Raw genomic sequence first — 17,768 nt, forward strand, 5'->3', positions numbered from 1 at the left:
AGAGTCCAGTTGTCCGTCGAGCACCGCCTGAAGAAGGCGGGCCGGCGGCGCCCAACACCCCCGCAAGGGACCCCTGGAACACTGGAGAAGCGCCACCATGTCGAACCCTCAGAACGCCCGCCGATTCACCCTCAAGACCCTGGCCGCCGCCGCCACGGTCGCCACGCTCGGCTTCACCGGCCTGAGCGCCCACGCCCAGGAGACCATCAAGGTCGGCGTGCTGCACAGCCTCTCGGGCACCATGGCCATTTCGGAAACCGTGCTCAAGGACACGGTGCTGATGGCCATCGACGAGATCAACGCCAAGGGCGGCGTGCTCGGCAAGAAGCTCGAACCCGTGGTGGTCGATCCGGCCTCCAACTGGCCGCTGTTCGCTGAAAAAACCAAGCAGCTGCTCACGCAGGACAAGGTCGCGGTCATCTTCGGCTGCTGGACCTCGGTCTCGCGCAAGTCGGTGCTGCCGGTGGTGGAAGAGGCCAACGGCCTGCTGTTCTACCCGGTGCAGTACGAAGGCGAAGAGCTGAGCAAGAACGTGTTCTACACCGGTGCCGCGCCCAACCAGCAGGCCATTCCCGCGGTGGAATACCTGATGAGCAAGGACGGCGGCTCGGCCAAGCGCTGGGTGCTGCTGGGCACCGACTACGTGTACCCGCGCACCACCAACAAGATCCTGCGCGCCTTCCTCAAGAGCAAGGGCGTGGCCGATGCCGACATCATGGAGGAGTACACCCCCTTCGGCCACTCGGACTACCAGACCATCATCGCCAACATCAAGAAGTTCGCCTCCGCCGGCAAGAAGACGGCCGTGGTCTCCACCATCAACGGCGATTCCAACGTGCCGTTCTACAAGGAACTGGGCAATGCCGGCCTCTCGGCCAAGGACGTGCCGGTGGTGGCCTTCTCGGTGGGTGAGGAAGAGCTGCGCGGCGTGGACACCAAGCCGCTGGTCGGCCACCTGGCCGCCTGGAACTACTTCATGAGCATCAAGAGCCCGGCCAACACCGAGTTCGTGAAGAAGTGGAGCGCCTACGCCAAGGCGAAGAACATCCCCGGCCACAAGGACAAACCCCTCACCAACGATCCCATGGAAGCCACCTACATCGGCATCAACATGTGGGCCCAGGCCGTGACCAAGGCCAAGTCCACCGACACCGACAAGGTCATCGCCGCCATGGCCGGCCAGACCTTCAAGGCGCCGGGCGGCTTCACCAGCACCATGGACAAGGAAAACCACCACCTGCACAAGCCGGTCTTCATCGGCGAAGTGAAGGCCGATGGCCAGTTCAACGTGGTGTGGAAGACGCCGGGCCCGGTGGTGGCCGATCCGTGGAGCGACTACATCCCCGAGAACAAGGGCAAGAAAAACACGCCTTCGGCGAAGTAACACCCCCTGCGCCGCTGACGCGGCTTCCCCCCTCGGCGCTTCGAGGGGGGAGGGCATCTGGGGCTGGCACAGCCGGACCCAGATGCCCCTGGTGATGGCGTGCTGCGTGCGCCACCGGTTTTGCTTTTGGGGATCGATATGAAGTTTCAATGGCTCCGCTGGCTCGGGCTTGCGGTGTGGCTGTCATGGAGTGCCGCCCACGCGCTCACGCCGGCCGACGCGCTCGCGCTGGTGGATGGCGACACCGACACCCGCATCGACACGCTGAACCGCCTCGCCGCCGAACCCGATGAGCGCGCCACCGCGCTGATCAAGGCCATGGCCGATGAGGCGGTGCGCGTGCAGGGCGAGCGTGTGCTGTTGGTCGAGGGCGAGGGCGCGATCGACGCCGTGAGCGGCGAGAGGCTCGCGGCACTGCCTGAAGACGCCAGCGACGTCATGATCAACAACCGCCTGCGCAGTGCGATGGAGAACGCGCTGGCCGGCATGGAGCTGGTGGGGGCACCCCCCGAGCGCCAGCGCGAAGCGGCAAGCTCCCTGCAACGCACCGCTTTCGAGGAACCCGATACCAGCCAGCTCGCGCTGATCGACAAGGCCCTGGCCGGCGACCTGGACCCGCGCGCCCGCCAGAGCCTGGAGCTGGCGCGCGCGGCCGTGCTGCTGGCCAGCGAGGATGCGGCACAGCGCCTCTCGGCCGCGCAGAAGCTCGGCGAGGCCCGGCAACCCGTCGTGCGCCCGCTGCTGATGGCGCAGATGGAGAAAGAAGACGACGCCCAGGTGAAGGCGGCGCTCAAGGCATCGCTTTCCAGCCTGGACACCACCCTGGCCATCGGCAGCGCGCTCGGCCAGGCCTTCACCGGGATCAGCCTGGGCAGCATCCTGCTGCTGGCCGCGCTGGGGCTGGCCATCACCTACGGCCTCATGGGGGTGATCAACATGGCGCACGGCGAGCTGATCATGATCGGCGCCTACGCCACCTGGCTGGTGCAGAGCTTCTTCCGTGCCTCGCTGCCCGAGTACTTCGACTGGTACCTGCTGGTGGCCATGCCGGTGGCCTTCCTGGCCTCGGGCCTGGTGGGCGCGGCCATGGAGCGCACGGTGATCCGCTTCCTCTACGGCCGACCGCTGGAGACGCTGCTGGCCACCTGGGGCATCAGCCTGGTGCTGATGCAGGCGGTGCGCAGCCTCTTCGGTGCGCAAAACGTGGGCGTGGAAAACCCCTCGTGGATGAGCGGCGGCATCACCCTGCTGGGCAACCTCGACCTGCCCTGGAACCGCATCATCATCATCGGCTTCGCGCTCGCGGTGCTGCTGGGCGTCACGTTGCTGATCGGCAAGACGCGCCTGGGCCTGTTCGTGCGCGGCGTGACGCAGAACCGGCCCATCGCCTCCTGCATGGGCGTGAACACCGCGCGCATCGACACCTACGCCTTCGCGCTGGGCTCGGGCATTGCCGGCCTGGCCGGTTGCGCCCTGAGCCAGATCGGCAACGTGGGCCCCGACCTCGGGCAGAACTACATCGTGGACTCGTTCATGGTGGTGGTGCTCGGCGGCGTGGGCCAGCTTGCGGGCACGGTGTACGCCGCGCTCGGCCTGGGCATGCTCAACAAGTTCATCGAAGGCTGGGCCGGTGCCGTGCTCGCCAAGATCGCGGTGCTGGTCTTCATCATCGTCTTCATTCAAAAGAGACCTCAGGGCATCTTCGCCATGAAAGGGAGAGAGGCATGAGTGCCCCCGTCGTCCTGCCCTCGCATGGCCCGCTGCTCACGCGCGCCGGCTGGAGCGCCTTCGTGGTCGCGCTGCTGGTGGTCTGTGCCGTGGCGCCGCTGCTCAACCTGTTCGTGCCCGAGGGCAGCGCCTTTCACCTGAGCGACTACATGGTCGGCCTGCTGGGCAAGATCATGTGCTACGCCATCTGCGCGCTGGCCATGGACCTGATCTGGGGCTACACCGGCATCCTGAGCCTGGGCCACGGGCTGTTCTTCGCGCTCGGCGGTTATGTGATGGGCATGTACCTCATGCGCCAGATCGGCACCGACGGCAACTACAAGAGCGAGCTGCCCGACTTCATGGTGTTCCTGGACTGGAAGGAGCTGCCCTGGCACTGGGCGCTGTCCGACAGCTTCATCGCCACGCTGCTGCTGATCGTGCTGGTGCCCGGCGTGGTGGCCTTCGTGTTCGGCTACTTCGCGTTCCGCTCGCGCATCAAGGGGGTCTACTTCTCCATCATCACGCAGGCGCTCACCTTCGCCGCGCTGCTGCTGTTCTTCCGCAACGAGACCGGCTTCGGCGGCAACAACGGCTTCACCGACTTCAAGCGCATCCTCGGCCTGCCGCTGGCCACGCAGGGCATGCGCATGGCGCTGTTCGTGCTCACCGGCCTCACGCTGCTGGGCTTCTACCTGTTCGCGCGCTGGCTGGTCAAGAGCAAGTTCGGCCGCGTGCTGCAGGCGGTGCGCGACGCCGAGAGCCGCGTGATGTTCTGCGGCTACAACCCATTGCCCTACAAGCTCACCATCTGGACCATCTCGGCCGTGATGTGCGGCGTGGCCGGTGCGCTGTACGTGCCGCAGGTCGGCATCATCAACCCGGGCGAGATGAGCACGGCCAACAGCATCGAGATCGCGATCTGGGCCGCGGTGGGCGGGCGCGCCACGCTGATCGGTCCCATCCTGGGCGCCTTCATCGTCAACGGCGCCAAGAGCTGGCTCACCGTGACCTTTCCCGAATACTGGCTGTACGTGCTGGGCGCGCTGTTCATCGTCGTCACGCTCTACATGCCGCAGGGCGTGGTGGGCCTGGCCAGGAAACTTCGCCCGAACAAGAAGGGAGACCCGGCATGACGCCCGATCTGATGGAAGAAGGCGCGCGGCGCGCCGAACGCGTGGCCGCGCTTGCCCGGGGCGGGGCCACCGAATCCGGCGGACGGCAGGCCGGCTTCTCGCGCCCGGTGGTGCGCGGCGAGGTGGACACCACGCACGGCCGCATCCTGTACCTGGAGGATGTGAACGTGAGCTTCGACGGCTTCAAAGCCATCAACGGCCTGAGCCTGGACATCGCGCCCGGCGAGCTGCGCTGCATCATCGGCCCCAATGGCGCGGGCAAGACCACGATGATGGACATCATCACCGGCAAGACCCGGCCCGACTCGGGCCAGGTCTTCTTCGGCAGCACCATCGACCTGCTGCGCTACCGCGAGGCCGACATCGCCGCCATGGGCATCGGGCGCAAGTTCCAGAAGCCCACGGTGTTCGAGCACCTGAGCGTGTTCGAGAACCTGGAGCTGGCGCTGGCGACCGACAAAGGGGTGCGCCATTCCATGGTGTTCTCTTTGACGGGCGAGGAGAAGGACCGGCTGGGGGAGGTGCTGCAGACGATCCACCTGGCCGACAGCGCAGCGCGGTTGGCCGGCAACCTGAGCCACGGGCAGAAGCAGTGGCTGGAGATCGGGATGTTGCTGATGCAGGACCCCAAGCTGCTGCTGCTCGACGAGCCGGTGGCGGGGATGACGGATGAGGAGACGGAGCGCACGGCGCAGCTGTTTCTCTCGCTGAAAGGCAAGCATTCGCTGATGGTGGTGGAGCACGACATGAGCTTCATCCGCACCATCTCGGAGAAGGTCACCGTGTTGTGCGATGGGTCTGTGTTGGCGGAAGGGACGCTGGATCAGGTGCAGGCGGATGAGCGGGTGATCGAGGTTTATCTTGGGCGCTAGTTTTCTGATGCGAACTTCTTTTTCCCGGGCGCGGATTCCCCTTCCGGTGTGCGAATCCTTCGGAGGAACAGACAAATGAGCCTGCTGAAAGTCAAGGACGTCAACCAGTACTACGGCGGCAGCCACATCCTGCGCAACGTCAACCTGCAAGCCGAACTCGGCAAGGTCACCGTGGTGCTGGGCCGCAACGGCGTGGGCAAGACCACGCTGCTCAAGTCGCTCATGGGCTTGGTCCCCATCAAGAGCGGCAGCATCGAACTCGATGGCACCCCCATCCATAACGCCACGCCCTACGAGCGCGCCCGCCTGGGCGTGGGCTTCGTGCCACAAGGAAGAGAAATCTTCGGCCGCCTCACGGTGCAGGAGAACCTGCTCATGGGCCTGGCGACGAAGAAGGGCAGGACGCCCATTCCGGCTGAGTTGTTCGAGCTGTTTCCGGTGCTCAAGCAGATGCTGGGTCGGCGCGGCGGCGACCTCTCGGGCGGGCAGCAGCAGCAACTGGCCATCGCGCGCGCGCTGGCCGCCGGCCCGAAGCTGCTGATCCTGGACGAGCCCACCGAGGGCATCCAGCCCAACATCATCAAGGACATCGGCAAGGTGATCCGCATGCTGGCGGACCGGGGCAACATGGCCATCGTGCTGGTCGAGCAGTACTACGACTTCGCCGAGGCCCTGGCCGACCACTACCTCGTGATGGAGCGCGGCGAGGTGATCGCCAGCGGCCCGGGCAGCGAGATGCAGGCCAAGGGCATCCGGCAACTGGTGGCGATCTGAGCCGAAGGGAAGGGCGGGTGGAAGGAATTGCCGAAAAGGGGGATCATTCCCGCACGCCCCCCGGACAGTGAGGCGGAGGGCGCGGGAACACCGTTTGCCCGCCCAGGCGCATCACTCACTGCGAGAGGAACGCCATGCCCCACACGCAACCGCCGCCCGACCAGGCCCTGGCCGAGCACCCGAAGGACTACTCGGACCCGGAATTGAGGGTCTACACCGACGAAGAGGCCGAGGACATCCTCGACTCCGTGGTGCACTACATGCCCCTGATGCTGCCCGCCATGGGCGTGCTGCAGATCTTCATGCTGGCCTTCATCGCCGTCTACCTGGCTTGAGGAAGGCCAGCGGCGCCGTCAGTCGGCGGTGATCTTGCGCTCGCGGATGATCGCGCCAAAGCGCTGCGAGTCGTCCATTCCGCGCTTGCCGAATTCGGCGGGCGTGAGAGGCAGCGCCTCGCCGCCGAGCGCGGTGATGCGCTCCTTCACGCTGGCGGTGGCCAGGATCTTGTTGACTTCGGTGTTGATCTTGGCGATGACCGCCGGTGGCGTGCCCGCCGGAGCGTAGAAGCCGAACACGGTGTCGGCATCGAAGCCCTTGAGCCCGGATTCGTCCAGCGTGGGCACATCGGGGAACAGCGGCGAGCGCTTGAGGCTGCCCACGGCGAGCAGCTTGGTGCGGCCGGCCTTGGCATGGGCCAGGCCGATGCCCGGGTCGAAGTAGTAATCGATCTGCCCGCCCATCAGGTCGTTGAGCGCGGGCGCAGCGCCCCGGTAGGGCACGTGCACGGTGAACATGCCGGTCTGGGCCTTGAGCATTTCCCCCGCGAGGTGTGGCGAGCTGCCGTTGCCGGCCGAGCCGTAGCTCATGCGGCCGGGGTTGGCCTTGGCCATGGCCACCAGTTCCTGCACGTTCTTCACTTCCAGCGTGGGCCGTGCCATCAGGTAGACCAGCACGCGCGCGGCCGAAGCCACGGGGGTGAGGTCCTTCACCGGGTCGAAGCTCATGCGCGAGAGGTGCGGGTTGACCGAGACCATGCCCCCGGAGCTCAGCAGCAGGGTGTAGCCATCGGCGGGCGATTTCGCCACCGCCTCGCCAGCGATGTTGCCGTTGGCGCCGGCCCGGTTCTCCACGATCACCGGCTGGCCCAGCGCGGTGGCCAGGGGCGTGGAGACCAGGCGCGCGATCTGGTCGGCCGCGCCACCGGGCGGGAAGCCCACGATGACCTTGAGCGGCTTGTCCGGGAAGGCCTGCGCGAGCGCGCCCGTCACCGTGCCCAGGGCAAGCAGGGCGGTGGCAGCGGCGCGGCGCCAGGGCTGCGAGGACAGGGGGGTGGGGTGGTGCTTCATGCGGGTCTCCTTTGTTGTGAAAAGCGGGGGCGTCAGGGCGTCGAGGCCGATTTGGCCTTGAGCCGTGGATTGTGCTGCCAGCGGATCGGCTGTGCCTTCACCGGGCGCGCGGGCGCGCCGTGTTGCCTCAGCGCCTGGTCCAGCGCCTTGCCGGCCTCGTCGCTCAGCGCGGCGCTGCGCGCGGCGGCCACCGCCTGGGCGCGCTGGGAGGCGCTGGCCGGGTCGGCCAGGGCGGGCAGGGCGAGGTGGTCGATGATGTGCAAGAGGTTGTCCTTGCCGCGCTCATTGGTGCTGCCGTAGCCCTTGATGAGGCGGCCGCACAGGGCGACTTCGTGGGCGAGCGGCGCGTGCACGGCGGCGAGCTGCACCACGGCGTCGACCCAGCGGTCGATCAGCGCCTGCTCGGTGTGGAAGCGGCTCCCCAGCGGGCGCAGGCGCTTGCACGCCGCCAGGCCACGCAATGCGAGCATGCCCAGCACCGAGTGCGTGCCGATCTTCAGCGGCAGTGCCCAGGGCGCCTGGCCGGCAGCCACGCGCCGGCGGTCCCAGGCCAGCACGCGCTGCGCCAGGGCCTCGGGCAGCATCGCCGCGAATTCGGGCGCGCCGGGTTTGAAGTGGTCGTACACGCGCAGCAGATCGTCCTGCCCGGCCTTGGCTTCGCCGCGCACGCGCGCCTGGCGGCTCGCCCGGCTCTTGAGGTCGGCCACCAGCACGATGTCGTCGAACGCCATCCACAGCGCGACCCAGCGCGCCATTTCCACCGTGATGCGGTGGCCGTGCAGGTTCTTCGGGTCGCCCCGCGTTTCGGCGGCCAGCACGCGGCGCAGCCGCTGGGCATAGCGCTCGCCGTAGGCCGCGTTCTGGTACTCGCAGACGCGCGCATGGCCCAGGGCCATGATCGCGTGCGCCTCCAGCGGGAACTCGCGGCGCAGCGCCTGCGGCAGGGTCGCCTGCACCGGCGCGGGCTCGGCCGCCATCACCTGCTCCACGTAGGCGGCCTGGCTGCGCTGCGCGTTCACGGCGTCAAAGGCGAGCGCAAAGCCGCGCAGGCTGGCCTTGGCACCGCCGCCGCTCTCGGCGATGACCGCTTCGTAGTCGCGCCGCGCGAAGGGCAGCAGGCCGCTGCCCGCGATCGCGCCGAGCATCACCGCGCTGACCACGGTGCCGGCCTGCTTCGTGAGCGCGGCCATGTCGAGCACGTGGTGCGCGCGGCTGTGCGTGTGGATCAGCGCCAGCAGTTCGTCGCTGTCGCGCCGGCCGTCTCCCATCACCATCTTCTCGCCGGTGGTCAGGGCGCGCGCGGACGAGCTGATCACCAGCGTGTGCGTGCTGGAGGCCAGGCCGTTGGTGATCTGGCGGCCGGTCTCCAGCAGCTCGGACGACACCAGCGCGTCGAGCCGGCCGGGCAGGGGGTTGAGGCCGAACACCGGCCGGCGCCCGCCCAGGTCGGCCGTGGGCACCGGGAAGACCTCCAGGTAGTAGGTGGTGGCGCCGGTGCGCTGCGCCACGCCGGGGATGGAGGTGGCCTGGGCCGCATAGCCCGCGTGGCGAGCGGTGTCCACCAGCCAGTCGGTGAGGATGCCGCCGCCCTCGCCGCCGAGGGCGCAGAGCAGCAGGGAGATGGGTTGGGTGGTGGTCATGGGGGAAAAGATCAGGCCGGTTGCAACAGGCGCACAACGCTGCCGCGCAGGGAATGGATCAGGCGTTCGTGCCAGCGCGGGTTCTGGATCACCTCGGCGCGGTAGAACGACGGGCACAGCGTGGCCGCGTGCGCGTTGGCGCCGCACAGGCCGCAGCCCACGCAACCGTCGATGACCGTGGCCACCGGGTCGACCTTGAGCGGATCGGGGTTGTCCTTGAGCGTGAGCGTGGGGCAGCCCGAGAGACGGATGCAGGCGTGGTCGCCGTTGCACACGTCCTCGTCCACGCCGTACTTCACGCGCACCACGCGCCGGCCCTTCTTGAGCAGGCTGGCGATCCAGGGCTTGATGCGGCGCTGGCGCTCCAGCTGGCACTCGCCTTCGGCCACGATCACCTTCAGGCCCTGGAACTCGGTGGTGAAGGCCTCGGTGAGCGTGGCGCGCACGGTGTCCACCTCGTAGGTGTGCACGGTGCGCATCCATTGCACGCCCAGGCCCTTGAGCGTGGTCTCGATGGTCTGGTTGGTGTGGGCCAGGCTCTGCAGCTTGTCCGCCGCGGCCTCCTTGGCCTCGTCGCCGGGGGTGGAGATGATGTCCTGCGTGCCGGTGGCCGAGGTGTAGCCGTTCTTGAAGATCAGCAGCACCGCGTCGTCGCCGTTGAACAGGGCCGACTGCACGCCGGTGAGCAGGCCGTTGTGCCAGAAGCCGCCGTCGCCCATCACCGAGAGCACGCGGCGCTTCATGACCGGGGACACGCCTGCGCGGCTGGCCAGGCTCATGCCATAGCCCAGGATGGAGTGGCCGAACGAGAAGGGTTCGAAGGTGGCCAGCGCATGGCAGCCGATGTCGCCTGCGATGTGCACCGGGCCCACGTCCTGCTGGGCCAGCTTGAGGGCCGAGAACACCGGCCGTTCGGGGCAACCCACGCACATGCCGGGTGGGCGCGCGGGCAGCGGCGCCTGCAGCTGTCTGGCGGCCTCGCTGCGGCGGGTCTGGTTGCCCTGCAGCCAGGCGCGCGCGGCGTCGGTCACGGCCTGAGTGGCCGGGTCCTGCAGGTAGCGGCCGATGAAGTGCGCCAGGCCGTTGGCCATCACCTCGGCGGTGTACTCGCCCGCGTTGGGCAGCATGTCCTTGCCGTGCAGCGGGGTCTGGATGTCGGCGCGCCGCAGCAAGGTGGCGAGTTCCTGCTCGATGTACTCGGGCTGGCCTTCCTCCAGCATGAGCACGGCGCGCTTGCCCACGCAGAAGTCGGTGAGCTGCTGCGGCACCAGCGGGCAGGTGACGTTGAGCACCAGCATGGGGATGGCGCTGCGCCCGAAGGCATCGGCCAGGCCGAACTGCTGCAGCGCGCGGATCAGGGTGTTGTACAGGCCGCCCTGCACGATCAGGCCCAGGTCCTGGTGCACGCCGTCGAAGTGCTCGTTCAGGCCGTTCTCGACGATGTAGCGCCGCGCGGCCGGGATGCGTTCATCGCCCTTGAGCTTCTCGTGGCGGAAGGTCACGGGCGGGTGGGCCAGGCGGTTGTAGTCGAAGCTGGCCGGCTCCTCGATCAGGTGGTGGCGCGAGAGCGCGGGCTTGACGTTGTCTTTCGTGGTGAAGCTGCCGCGCACGTGGCAGGCGCGGATGCGCAGCTCCATCAGCGCCGGCATGTTCGAGGCCTCGGACAGGCGAAAGCCCTGCTCGACCATGTGCACCATGCGCTCCAGGTCGGGGCGCGGGTCCAGCAGGACCATGCTCGACTTGAGCGCGTAGGCGTGCGTGCGCTCCTGGATCACGCTGGCGCCTTCGCCGTAGTCCTCGCCCACCACCACCAGCACGCCGCCGGTCACGCCGGGCGAGGCCAGGTTGGACAGCGCGTCGGCCGCCACGTTGGTGCCCACGATGGATTTCCAGGTGACCGCGCCGCGCAGCGGGTAGTGGATGGACGCGCCCAGCATGGCGGCGGCCGAGGCTTCGTTGGAGCAGGCTTCCACGTGCACGCCGAGTTCGTCCATGTAGGGCTTGGCCTGCACCATCACGTCGAGCAGGTGGGAGACCGGTGCGCCCTGGTAGCCACCCACGTAGGCCACGCCCGATTGCAGCAGTGCCTTGGTGATGGCGAGGATGCCTTCGCCGTGGAAGGTGTGCCCGTCACCGAGCCGCAAAGACTCGATCTCTTTGCTGAATGAAACTTCCAAGCTTTGTCTCCTGCGTGCCGTGTTCGTGGGGTATCGGCGAATCCAGGGAGTATGGGCATCTGTGGCCCATCGTTCAATAAAATGAAGTCACTATTCCACATTAGTTCCATGCATATCAAGGACGTCGATCTCAACCTGCTGCGCCTTTTCAACGAGGTGTACGCGGCTGGCAGCGTGAGCCGCGCGGCCGAGCGGCTGGGGCTCACGCAGCCGGCCGTGAGCCACGGCCTCACCCGGTTGCGCCTGCTGCTCAAGGACCCCTTGTTCGTGCGCGCACCGGGCGGGGTCAAGCCCACGCCCAAGGCGGTGGCGCTGGCCGAGGCGGTGCAGCAGGCCCTGGCGACGCTGGCGCGGGCGCTCAACGAGTCCAGCGGCTTCGACCCCGCGAGCTCGCGGCGCTTGTTCCGCCTGCACATGAGCGACATCGGCGAAAGCCGCTTCCTGCCGGAGCTCATGGCGGTGCTGCACCGACTCGCGCCGGGCGTGCGCGTGGCGAGCCGGCCGGTGGCGCACAGCGGGCTGGCTGAAGCCCTGGACAGCGGGGTGATCGATTTTGCGTTCGGCTTTCTGCCGCAGGTCAAGGACACCCAGCGCACGGAGCTCCTGCGCGACCGCTACGTGGTGCTCATGCGAGCCGGCCACCCGATGCACGAAGGGCTGCAGCGGCTGCGCGGCGCCGCCCTGTTGCGCGCCCTGCAGCAGCTCGATTTCGTGGCGGTGCGCACCCACAGCGACACCCTGCGCATCCTCGCTCAGACCGGCCTGCAGGACCGGCTGCGCCTGACGACCGAGCACTTCATGGTGCTGCCCTCGATCGTGAGCGCGACTGACCTCTGCGTGGTGATGCCGGGCAATATCGCGCGCGGTTTTGTCGCCTCGGGCGGCTGCGTGGTGGTGCAGCCGCCGTTCGCGGATTGCGACTTCACCGTCTCGCTGCACTGGAGCCACCGCTTCGAGAGCGACCCCGACAACCGCTGGTTGCGCGAGCAGGTGCTGCGCCTGTTCGCCGAGCGCTGAACGGCGCTCAGGCCGCCCCGACGGCGGCGCCGCTCAGGCTATCGGGCGTGGGGGGCTTGTAGCCGGCCGGGAGCGAGACGCCGCCGGGCGGGGTCTGCCCGCCGCTGGTGTGCTCGCCCAGGCGGGTGATGGGGGCGGTGGTGCGGTAGAGCGCGCGCAGCGCCTCCACCCGCTCCTGCAAGGCCGGGTAGTTGCTCATGCGTTCGCTGTAGCGCTGCAGCACCTGGTGCGCCGACTCGATCAGCTTGGCATTGCCGGTGCGTTCGCCGGCCTCGAGCAACTGCTCCACCGTGCCTTGCGGGTCGCCCTTGAGGCTCAGGGCCATGGCGTCCTGCGAGATGCGCAGCACCTGGCCGTGCGCGGCGCGGATGCGCTCGGCGTGGCCGGCATCGCTGCCGGCGGCGCAGGCCAGCAGCTCGGTCATGGCGCGGCTGGTCCCGAAGCGAAGGGCCAGCTTGTCGAGCGCGCCCTCGGCGTCCTGCAGGGGCAGCGAGCGCATCGCGAGCCGGCCCATGAGGGCAAGCAGGTTGCAGGCCGATTCGAAGTCGAACTCGGGCGTGAGCACGCTCTCGGCCAGGCGACGCACGTCGTCGACGGCGCGCGTGGTGTTCTGCTGCTGCAGCGCGAGCAGGCTTTCGGCCATGGCCAGCAGCCGGTGCGGGCGCGCCGGGGCGTGGCTGCGGTCGCGCAGCCGCGTGAGCTGGTCCACCGTGCGCTGAAGGCCGCGCGCGTCGTTGTTGTCCAGTCGGGCGAAGGCCAGCAGCAGCAGGGCCTGCGCGTCGTACATCTTGGAGTCCAGGCCCAGGCGGGTGGCGCGGTCGAGCAGTTCCACGCCCTGGCTGCGCTCGCCGGTGTAGTAGGCCAGCATGCCGTGCTTGAGCAGCCGGCTGATGGACGAGGGCGTGAGGCGCGTGGCCATTTCATAGGTGGTGAGCGCGCTCTGGAAGTTGCCCAGCTCGAACTGCGCTCGGCCCATCACGTCGTAGGCGTCCGCGTAGGCGTCGTCGTCGCGGATCAGGCTCTCCAGCGTGGTCACGGCCTTGGCCGGCTGGCCGTTTTCAAGCTGGGCGCGCGCCACGCCCAGGCGCGCCCAGGGCAGCGTCTTGGCCTCGATCACGGCCTGGTAGAGGGTCTGCGCCTCGTCCACTCGGCCGCTGCGCAGCATCAGCTCGGCACCGATGCGCGCGGCATAAAGCCAGTAGGACTGGCGCGATTCGAAGCGCATCTGGCACAGGTTGGCGGCGCGCTCGAAGTCCTGCGCATCGATGGCGCTGAAAATTTCCTGCAGCGACTGTTTGCGCACGCGCGCCTGCACGATGCGGTGGGCCAGGCGCGAAGCGGTGTGGGGTTTGAGCAGGTAGGCGTCCAGCGCCGACTCGGCGGCCTCGGCCACGCTGGCGTAGGACGCTTCGGCCGTGAGCATCACGAACACGGTGTGGAAGGGCAGCAGCTGGTTGCGCCGCAGGTCGTCGAGCAGGTCCTGGCCGGAGCCGGATTCGCGCTCGAAGCGCTGCTCGCAGATGACCACGTCGAAGCTCGCCATCTCCAGCTTGCGGCGCGCGTCGGTCAGCCGCGAGCATTGCACCACCGTGCCCACGCCCAGGTCGCGCAACTGGGCGACGAGGATGGAGCGCGATTGAAGGTTGCCCTCGATCACGAGCGCGTGGGCGTCGTGGAGCTGGTTGGGAGCGGAAGGCATGAACGGACGCAAAGGGGGCAATGTCAGGATTCTGCCCAGCGCCACGCACCATGGAGGGGAGAAGAGGCTGTGGATTCCGGTGCTTTTCGGGCAGCGGACGAACGGTCGCAGGCCCCGGGGAGCGCGCTCAGACCCGCCAGATGCGCGGTGGCACGGCCTGCAGGCCCCAGGCTTCGGTGCGCAGCGCGCCCCAGACGCGCTGGAAAAGCGCCATCAGGGGCTCCACCAGCGGCGCGACGGCCCGCAGCACCAGCATCTGCGGATTGGGACAGGTGGCGCCGGCCTGCGCGCCCTGCAAGTCACCTTCCAGGTGCGCGCGCACGCTCTCCAGCAGGTGCTCGCGCCGCTCGCGCGTCAGTGGGGTGCCGCAGGCCAGCCACAGCGTGCCCAGGCAGCGCTGGCCCGCCAGGCCCAGGGGCGAGTCGAGCAGTCGGGTGTCGGCCGCGTCGATGTGCGAGCGCTCCAGCCACAGGCCCGGGATCTCCAGGTGCTGCGTGAGATGGCCGCGGTCGAAAGCTTGGCCGGCGGTGGGCAGGCCGAGCGCGCACACGTCCCAGCCGATCAGCTCGGCGCCTTCGGCGAGCGTGGCGCGCAGGGTGTTGTGCGCCAGGCAGCCCGGGTAGGCGATGGCCTCGAGCGGCAGCCATTCGAGCCGCGCGCCGGCCTCCAGCGTGAGCGCGACCTGTTGCGTGGCCGACGGCCCGTCCGAGCGGTAGAAGCGCGTGGCGCCGGGCGTGCTGAGCAGGCCGTGCGCCTGGGCGCCCGCGCGCACGCGCAGGTCCAGCACGTCGCCGCCCACCAGCCCGCCGGGGGGGTGCACCACCACGTTGTGGCAGATGCCCTCGCCCTCGGGGTACAGGCTCTTGAGGATGCGCAGCGGCCCGGTGTGGGCGTGCTGCAGCACGGTGCGCTGGGCGTCGTCGCGGCGGTAGGTCAGGTCGAGTTGGGCGTGCCAGGGCATGCGGTGAGTTTACGGGGCGGTCTGCTCAGGTCTTCCAGAAGCCCTGGTGCGGTTCGCTGGCCTCGTCGATCAGCGCGGGGCCGATGCATTCGATGGGGTGGGGCGAGGCCGCGAACACGTCGCGGCACGACAGCTCGGCATCGCGCTGCTCGGCGCGCTCGCCGCGGAACACGCGCAGGCTCACCGCGTCGATGCCGAACACCACGCGCCCGATGTTGCTCCAGAAGATCGCACCTGCGCACATGACGCAGGGTTCGGCCGAGCTGTACAGCGTGGCGCGCGAGAGCGTTTCGCGGTCCGTCACCGGGCTGAGCTGGCGCACCGCGTTGGTCTCGGCGTGGCCGGTGCAGTCGCCGGTTTCGCCGGTGTTGCACCAGGCCTCGGCCAGCACGCGGCCGTCGTCGGCGACGACCACCGCGCCGAAGGGGCGGTTGCCCCGCTCGCGCGCCACGCGCGACCAGGCGATGGCCTGCCGCAGGTAGGCGCCGTCGCGCTCGTTCAGCGTGGTTTCGGTGGTCATGCCTTGAGCGCGCGTTCGCTGGCCGCCGGCAGCATGGCGCGGTTGAACACGCCTTCGGCGCCCGGCCGGGTCTTGAGGCCGAACACGTCGACCACTTCATCCACCTGCTGCTCCAGCGTGCGCTTGAGCACATCGCCCAGGCCGTGGCCGCGGGTGTCGGCGGCGGCGATGTAGCGCTGCGTGATGCGCCAGCGCTCGAGCTCGACGGCTTCGTTGAGGATGGGTTCGCGCAGCTTGGTCGCAGCGATCGCGGCGGCCGGGTCGCTCATGCTCTCCTGGATGGCCCGGTTGGTGGCGCGCAGGAAGCCCGCCACGGCGGCGGGGTTCTGCGTGATCATGGCGTTGCTCGCGAGGATGGCGTTGCCATACAGGTTCACGCCTGCGCTGGTGTACTCGAGGATGGAGAGCTCGTCGAGCTTCATGCGCGCGAACAGCGAGACGGCGGAGTCGTGGAAGTAGGTGGCGCCGTCGACGTCGCCGCGCACCACGACGTTGTCGCGCGAGGCGAAGTCGGTGGTGGACCACTGGAAGAGGTCGCTCTTGACGCGCAGCTTGCGCGCCACCATGGGCCAGGCGCGGCGGGTGGACTCGACGGCGGCGGCGGCGATCTTCTTGCCTTCGAGGCTGCGGAAGTCGGTGGTGATGCCCCGGTCCTTGCGGCCGATGATCGCAAACGGTGCGCGGTTGTAGTACTGGTACACGGCCTGCACCAAAGGCGTGCCGCTTTGCGCGGCCTGGAATTCGATCAGCGAGCTGATGTCGCCCAGGCCCATCTGGTAGACGCCGCTGGCGATGCGGGTGATGGAGGCGACCGAGCCGGCGCCCACGTCGATGCCCACGTCCAGGCCTTCGTCCTTGTAGTAGCCCTTGCTCTGCGCGAGGAAGAAGGGCGAAGTCTGGCCGGTGATGCGAAAGTCCAGCGTGAATTTGATGGGGGTGAGCCGGGGGGCGGCCTGGCCCCAGACGGTGGGCGTGGCGAGGGCCGAGACGGCGGCGGCGGAAGACGTGGTGAGGAAGTGACGGCGTTGCATGGCAAGGCTCCGGAGGATGGGCTTGTTCAACTCCCGCAGGCCATGGGTGCGGCCACGGGGGACGTACAAGAGCAATTTCCGGGCGGCTGGTGTGGGTGCATCGACCGCTGAACGCTTCTACTCTGCAAGGTGCGGGTATGCAGGAGGCATGCCAGCCCGATGTGGCCTGCCTTTTGCTAGCATGCAGGGCCAGAGTAGAAGCGTTCAACCCCGTGCAAGGCGGGGCGGGAAATTGCTCTTGAGAACCCCACCCCTCAAGCCATTTCTTTCAGGAGCGCCTTCACCATGCTGGTCACCCAACAGCCTGTCTTTCGCCGTTACTGGCACGCCGTCATGCCGCTGTCGATGCTGGCCGACGGCCCCAAGCCTTTCACCCTGCTGGGCGAAAACATCGTTCTCTTTCTCGACGAGCACGGCGCGCCGGCCGCGCTGAAAGACCGCTGCTGCCACCGCACCGCGAAGCTGAGCAAGGGCTGGTGCAAGAACGGGAACATCCAGTGTGGTTACCACGGCTGGGTCTACAACCGGCATGGCCGCGTGATCAACATTCCGCAGTACCCGGCGGAGCGCGAGATTCCCAAGGACTACGCGACCACGGCCTATCACTGCACGGCGCGCTACGGTTATGCCTGGGTGGCGCTGGAGGACCCGGTGGCGGAGATCCCCTTGATCCCGGAGTTCGAGGCCGAGGGTTGGCGCACGATCTTCCAGTTCTACGAGACCTGGCACACGAGTCCGGTGCGCGCGCTGGAGAATTCGTTCGACAACTCGCACTTCAGTTTCGTGCACCGCGCGACGTTTGGCGTGGCGGCTTCGCCGGCGCCAAGCAAGTACGAGCTGGTGGAGAACGAGGCCGGGTTTTATGCGGAGACGGTGATCGACGCGGTGAACCCGGCGAAATTCCAGCGCATCAGCGGGGTGAAGGACCCCATCACGCAGCGGCACATGCGCAACGCCTACTACCAGCCGTTTTCGCGCCGGCTGGACATCGAGTACCCGAGCGGGGTGCGCCACGTGATCATCAATGCGTTCACGCCGATCGACGATGGGCGCATGCAGTTGTGCCAATGGCTGTTCCGCAACGACACGGAGGCGGATTGCCCGGCCCAGATGCTGATTGATTTCGACGACGAGATCACGCGGGAGGACAAGGACATCCTCGAGTCCACGGACCCGGATGCGGTGGTGGACCTTCGGCGGCGGGGTGTCGAATATTCCATGGACTCCGATCGGCCTGGGATTCTGATTCGCCGTCGGTTGATGGCGCTGCTTTCCTCTGCTGGGGAGGTGGAGGTGCATCGCTGAGGGTTGCTGGCCTGGGCTTGTTCGCTGTCGGCTGGCGTCCCCCCGTTCTCCAGCGCCTGCTCGCGGGCGTCTGCCCGGGTCCGCACAGACCGCTTCGTCAACACGACCCCTGGCGCTCAAGCTCTGTGGCAACCGCGAATGGGGCGCCTGCGCCCGGGGGGAGCACCATCCGCCGAGATGTCGACCCGAGCCCGCCTAC

General features: G+C 68.3%; 15 protein-coding genes. 8 read left to right on the plus strand and 7 right to left on the minus strand.

The features are described 5' to 3' along the window. The first annotated feature begins 97 nt into the window (after nucleotides 1–97). The 6 genes from urtA (at nucleotide 98) to KIT86_RS20375 (ending at nucleotide 6,208) form a co-directional block, all read left to right on the plus strand. Nucleotides 98–1,384, plus strand: coding sequence for an urea ABC transporter substrate-binding protein (gene urtA / locus KIT86_RS20350; RefSeq protein ID WP_297401758.1), 1,287 nt, complete (start codon nucleotides 98–100; stop codon nucleotides 1,382–1,384). Nucleotides 1,385–1,522: 138 nt separating this feature from the next. After that, nucleotides 1,523–3,112, plus strand: coding sequence for an urea ABC transporter permease subunit UrtB (gene urtB, locus KIT86_RS20355; protein WP_297401761.1), 1,590 nt, complete (start codon nucleotides 1,523–1,525; stop codon nucleotides 3,110–3,112). Further along, nucleotides 3,109–4,227, plus strand: coding sequence for an urea ABC transporter permease subunit UrtC (gene urtC, locus KIT86_RS20360; protein WP_297401763.1), 1,119 nt, complete (start codon nucleotides 3,109–3,111; stop codon nucleotides 4,225–4,227). Before urtB ends, urtC begins: the two co-directional genes overlap by 4 nt. Beyond that, nucleotides 4,224–5,099, plus strand: coding sequence for an urea ABC transporter ATP-binding protein UrtD (gene urtD / locus KIT86_RS20365; RefSeq protein ID WP_297401765.1), 876 nt, complete (start codon nucleotides 4,224–4,226; stop codon nucleotides 5,097–5,099). The genes urtC and urtD overlap by 4 nt, the downstream gene beginning before the upstream one ends. A gap of 81 nt (nucleotides 5,100–5,180) precedes the next feature. Then, on the plus strand, nucleotides 5,181–5,873 hold the full coding sequence (urtE, locus tag KIT86_RS20370) for an urea ABC transporter ATP-binding subunit UrtE (protein ID WP_297401787.1): 693 nt from the start codon (nucleotides 5,181–5,183) through the stop codon (nucleotides 5,871–5,873). 134 nt (nucleotides 5,874–6,007) lie between these two features. Next, nucleotides 6,008–6,208 (plus strand): hypothetical protein, encoded by a 201-nt coding sequence (locus tag KIT86_RS20375; RefSeq protein ID WP_297401766.1) that lies wholly within the window; start codon nucleotides 6,008–6,010, stop codon nucleotides 6,206–6,208. Nucleotides 6,209–6,226: 18 nt separating this feature from the next. On the opposite strand, the gene KIT86_RS20380 is transcribed toward KIT86_RS20375, so the two are convergent. Genes KIT86_RS20380 through KIT86_RS20390 form a run of 3 tightly spaced genes read right to left on the minus strand, consistent with a single transcriptional unit; the run spans nucleotide 6,227 to nucleotide 11,036 of the window. Next, nucleotides 6,227–7,219 (minus strand): tripartite tricarboxylate transporter substrate binding protein, encoded by a 993-nt coding sequence (locus KIT86_RS20380; protein ID WP_297401768.1) that lies wholly within the window; start codon nucleotides 7,217–7,219, stop codon nucleotides 6,227–6,229. 32 nt (nucleotides 7,220–7,251) lie between these two features. Next, nucleotides 7,252–8,859 carry an indolepyruvate oxidoreductase subunit beta family protein gene (locus KIT86_RS20385; RefSeq protein ID WP_297401770.1) on the minus strand — a complete coding sequence of 536 codons (1,608 nt, stop codon included), beginning with the start codon at nucleotides 8,857–8,859 and terminating at the stop codon, nucleotides 7,252–7,254. An 11-nt stretch (nucleotides 8,860–8,870) separates the two neighbouring features. Further along, nucleotides 8,871–11,036 (minus strand): indolepyruvate ferredoxin oxidoreductase subunit alpha, encoded by a 2,166-nt coding sequence (locus tag KIT86_RS20390; protein WP_297401772.1) that lies wholly within the window; start codon nucleotides 11,034–11,036, stop codon nucleotides 8,871–8,873. A gap of 108 nt (nucleotides 11,037–11,144) precedes the next feature. Here KIT86_RS20390 and KIT86_RS20395 point away from each other — a divergent pair, with 108 nt between their 5' ends. Continuing rightward, nucleotides 11,145–12,053: a LysR family transcriptional regulator gene (locus KIT86_RS20395; protein ID WP_297401775.1), complete on the plus strand. Its 909-nt coding sequence runs from the start codon at nucleotides 11,145–11,147 to the stop codon at nucleotides 12,051–12,053. 7 nt (nucleotides 12,054–12,060) lie between these two features. Here the strand turns inward: KIT86_RS20395 and KIT86_RS20400 are convergent, their stop codons facing one another. From KIT86_RS20400 to KIT86_RS20415, 4 genes are all read right to left on the minus strand, one after another. Continuing rightward, nucleotides 12,061–13,752, minus strand: a complete 1,692-nt coding sequence (locus KIT86_RS20400; RefSeq protein ID WP_297401777.1) for a tetratricopeptide repeat protein — start codon at nucleotides 13,750–13,752, stop codon at nucleotides 12,061–12,063. A 127-nt stretch (nucleotides 13,753–13,879) separates the two neighbouring features. Further along, complete coding sequence (locus tag KIT86_RS20405; protein WP_297401779.1) at nucleotides 13,880–14,713, minus strand: urease accessory protein UreD; 834 nt, start codon at nucleotides 14,711–14,713, stop codon at nucleotides 13,880–13,882. Between the two features lie 25 nt (nucleotides 14,714–14,738). Then, nucleotides 14,739–15,233: a nucleoside deaminase gene (locus KIT86_RS20410; protein WP_297401781.1), complete on the minus strand. Its 495-nt coding sequence runs from the start codon at nucleotides 15,231–15,233 to the stop codon at nucleotides 14,739–14,741. Then, complete coding sequence (locus tag KIT86_RS20415; protein WP_297401783.1) at nucleotides 15,230–16,264, minus strand: ABC transporter substrate-binding protein; 1,035 nt, start codon at nucleotides 16,262–16,264, stop codon at nucleotides 15,230–15,232. Before KIT86_RS20415 ends, KIT86_RS20410 begins: the two co-directional genes overlap by 4 nt. A 285-nt stretch (nucleotides 16,265–16,549) precedes the next feature. Here KIT86_RS20415 and KIT86_RS20420 point away from each other — a divergent pair, with 285 nt between their 5' ends. Continuing rightward, on the plus strand, nucleotides 16,550–17,569 hold the full coding sequence (locus KIT86_RS20420) for an aromatic ring-hydroxylating dioxygenase subunit alpha (RefSeq protein ID WP_297401785.1): 1,020 nt from the start codon (nucleotides 16,550–16,552) through the stop codon (nucleotides 17,567–17,569). Nucleotides 17,570–17,768 lie beyond the last annotated feature (199 nt).

Origin of the sequence: Hydrogenophaga sp., from assembly GCF_026125825.1 — a bacterium.
Taxonomy (GTDB): domain Bacteria; phylum Pseudomonadota; class Gammaproteobacteria; order Burkholderiales; family Burkholderiaceae_C; genus Hydrogenophaga.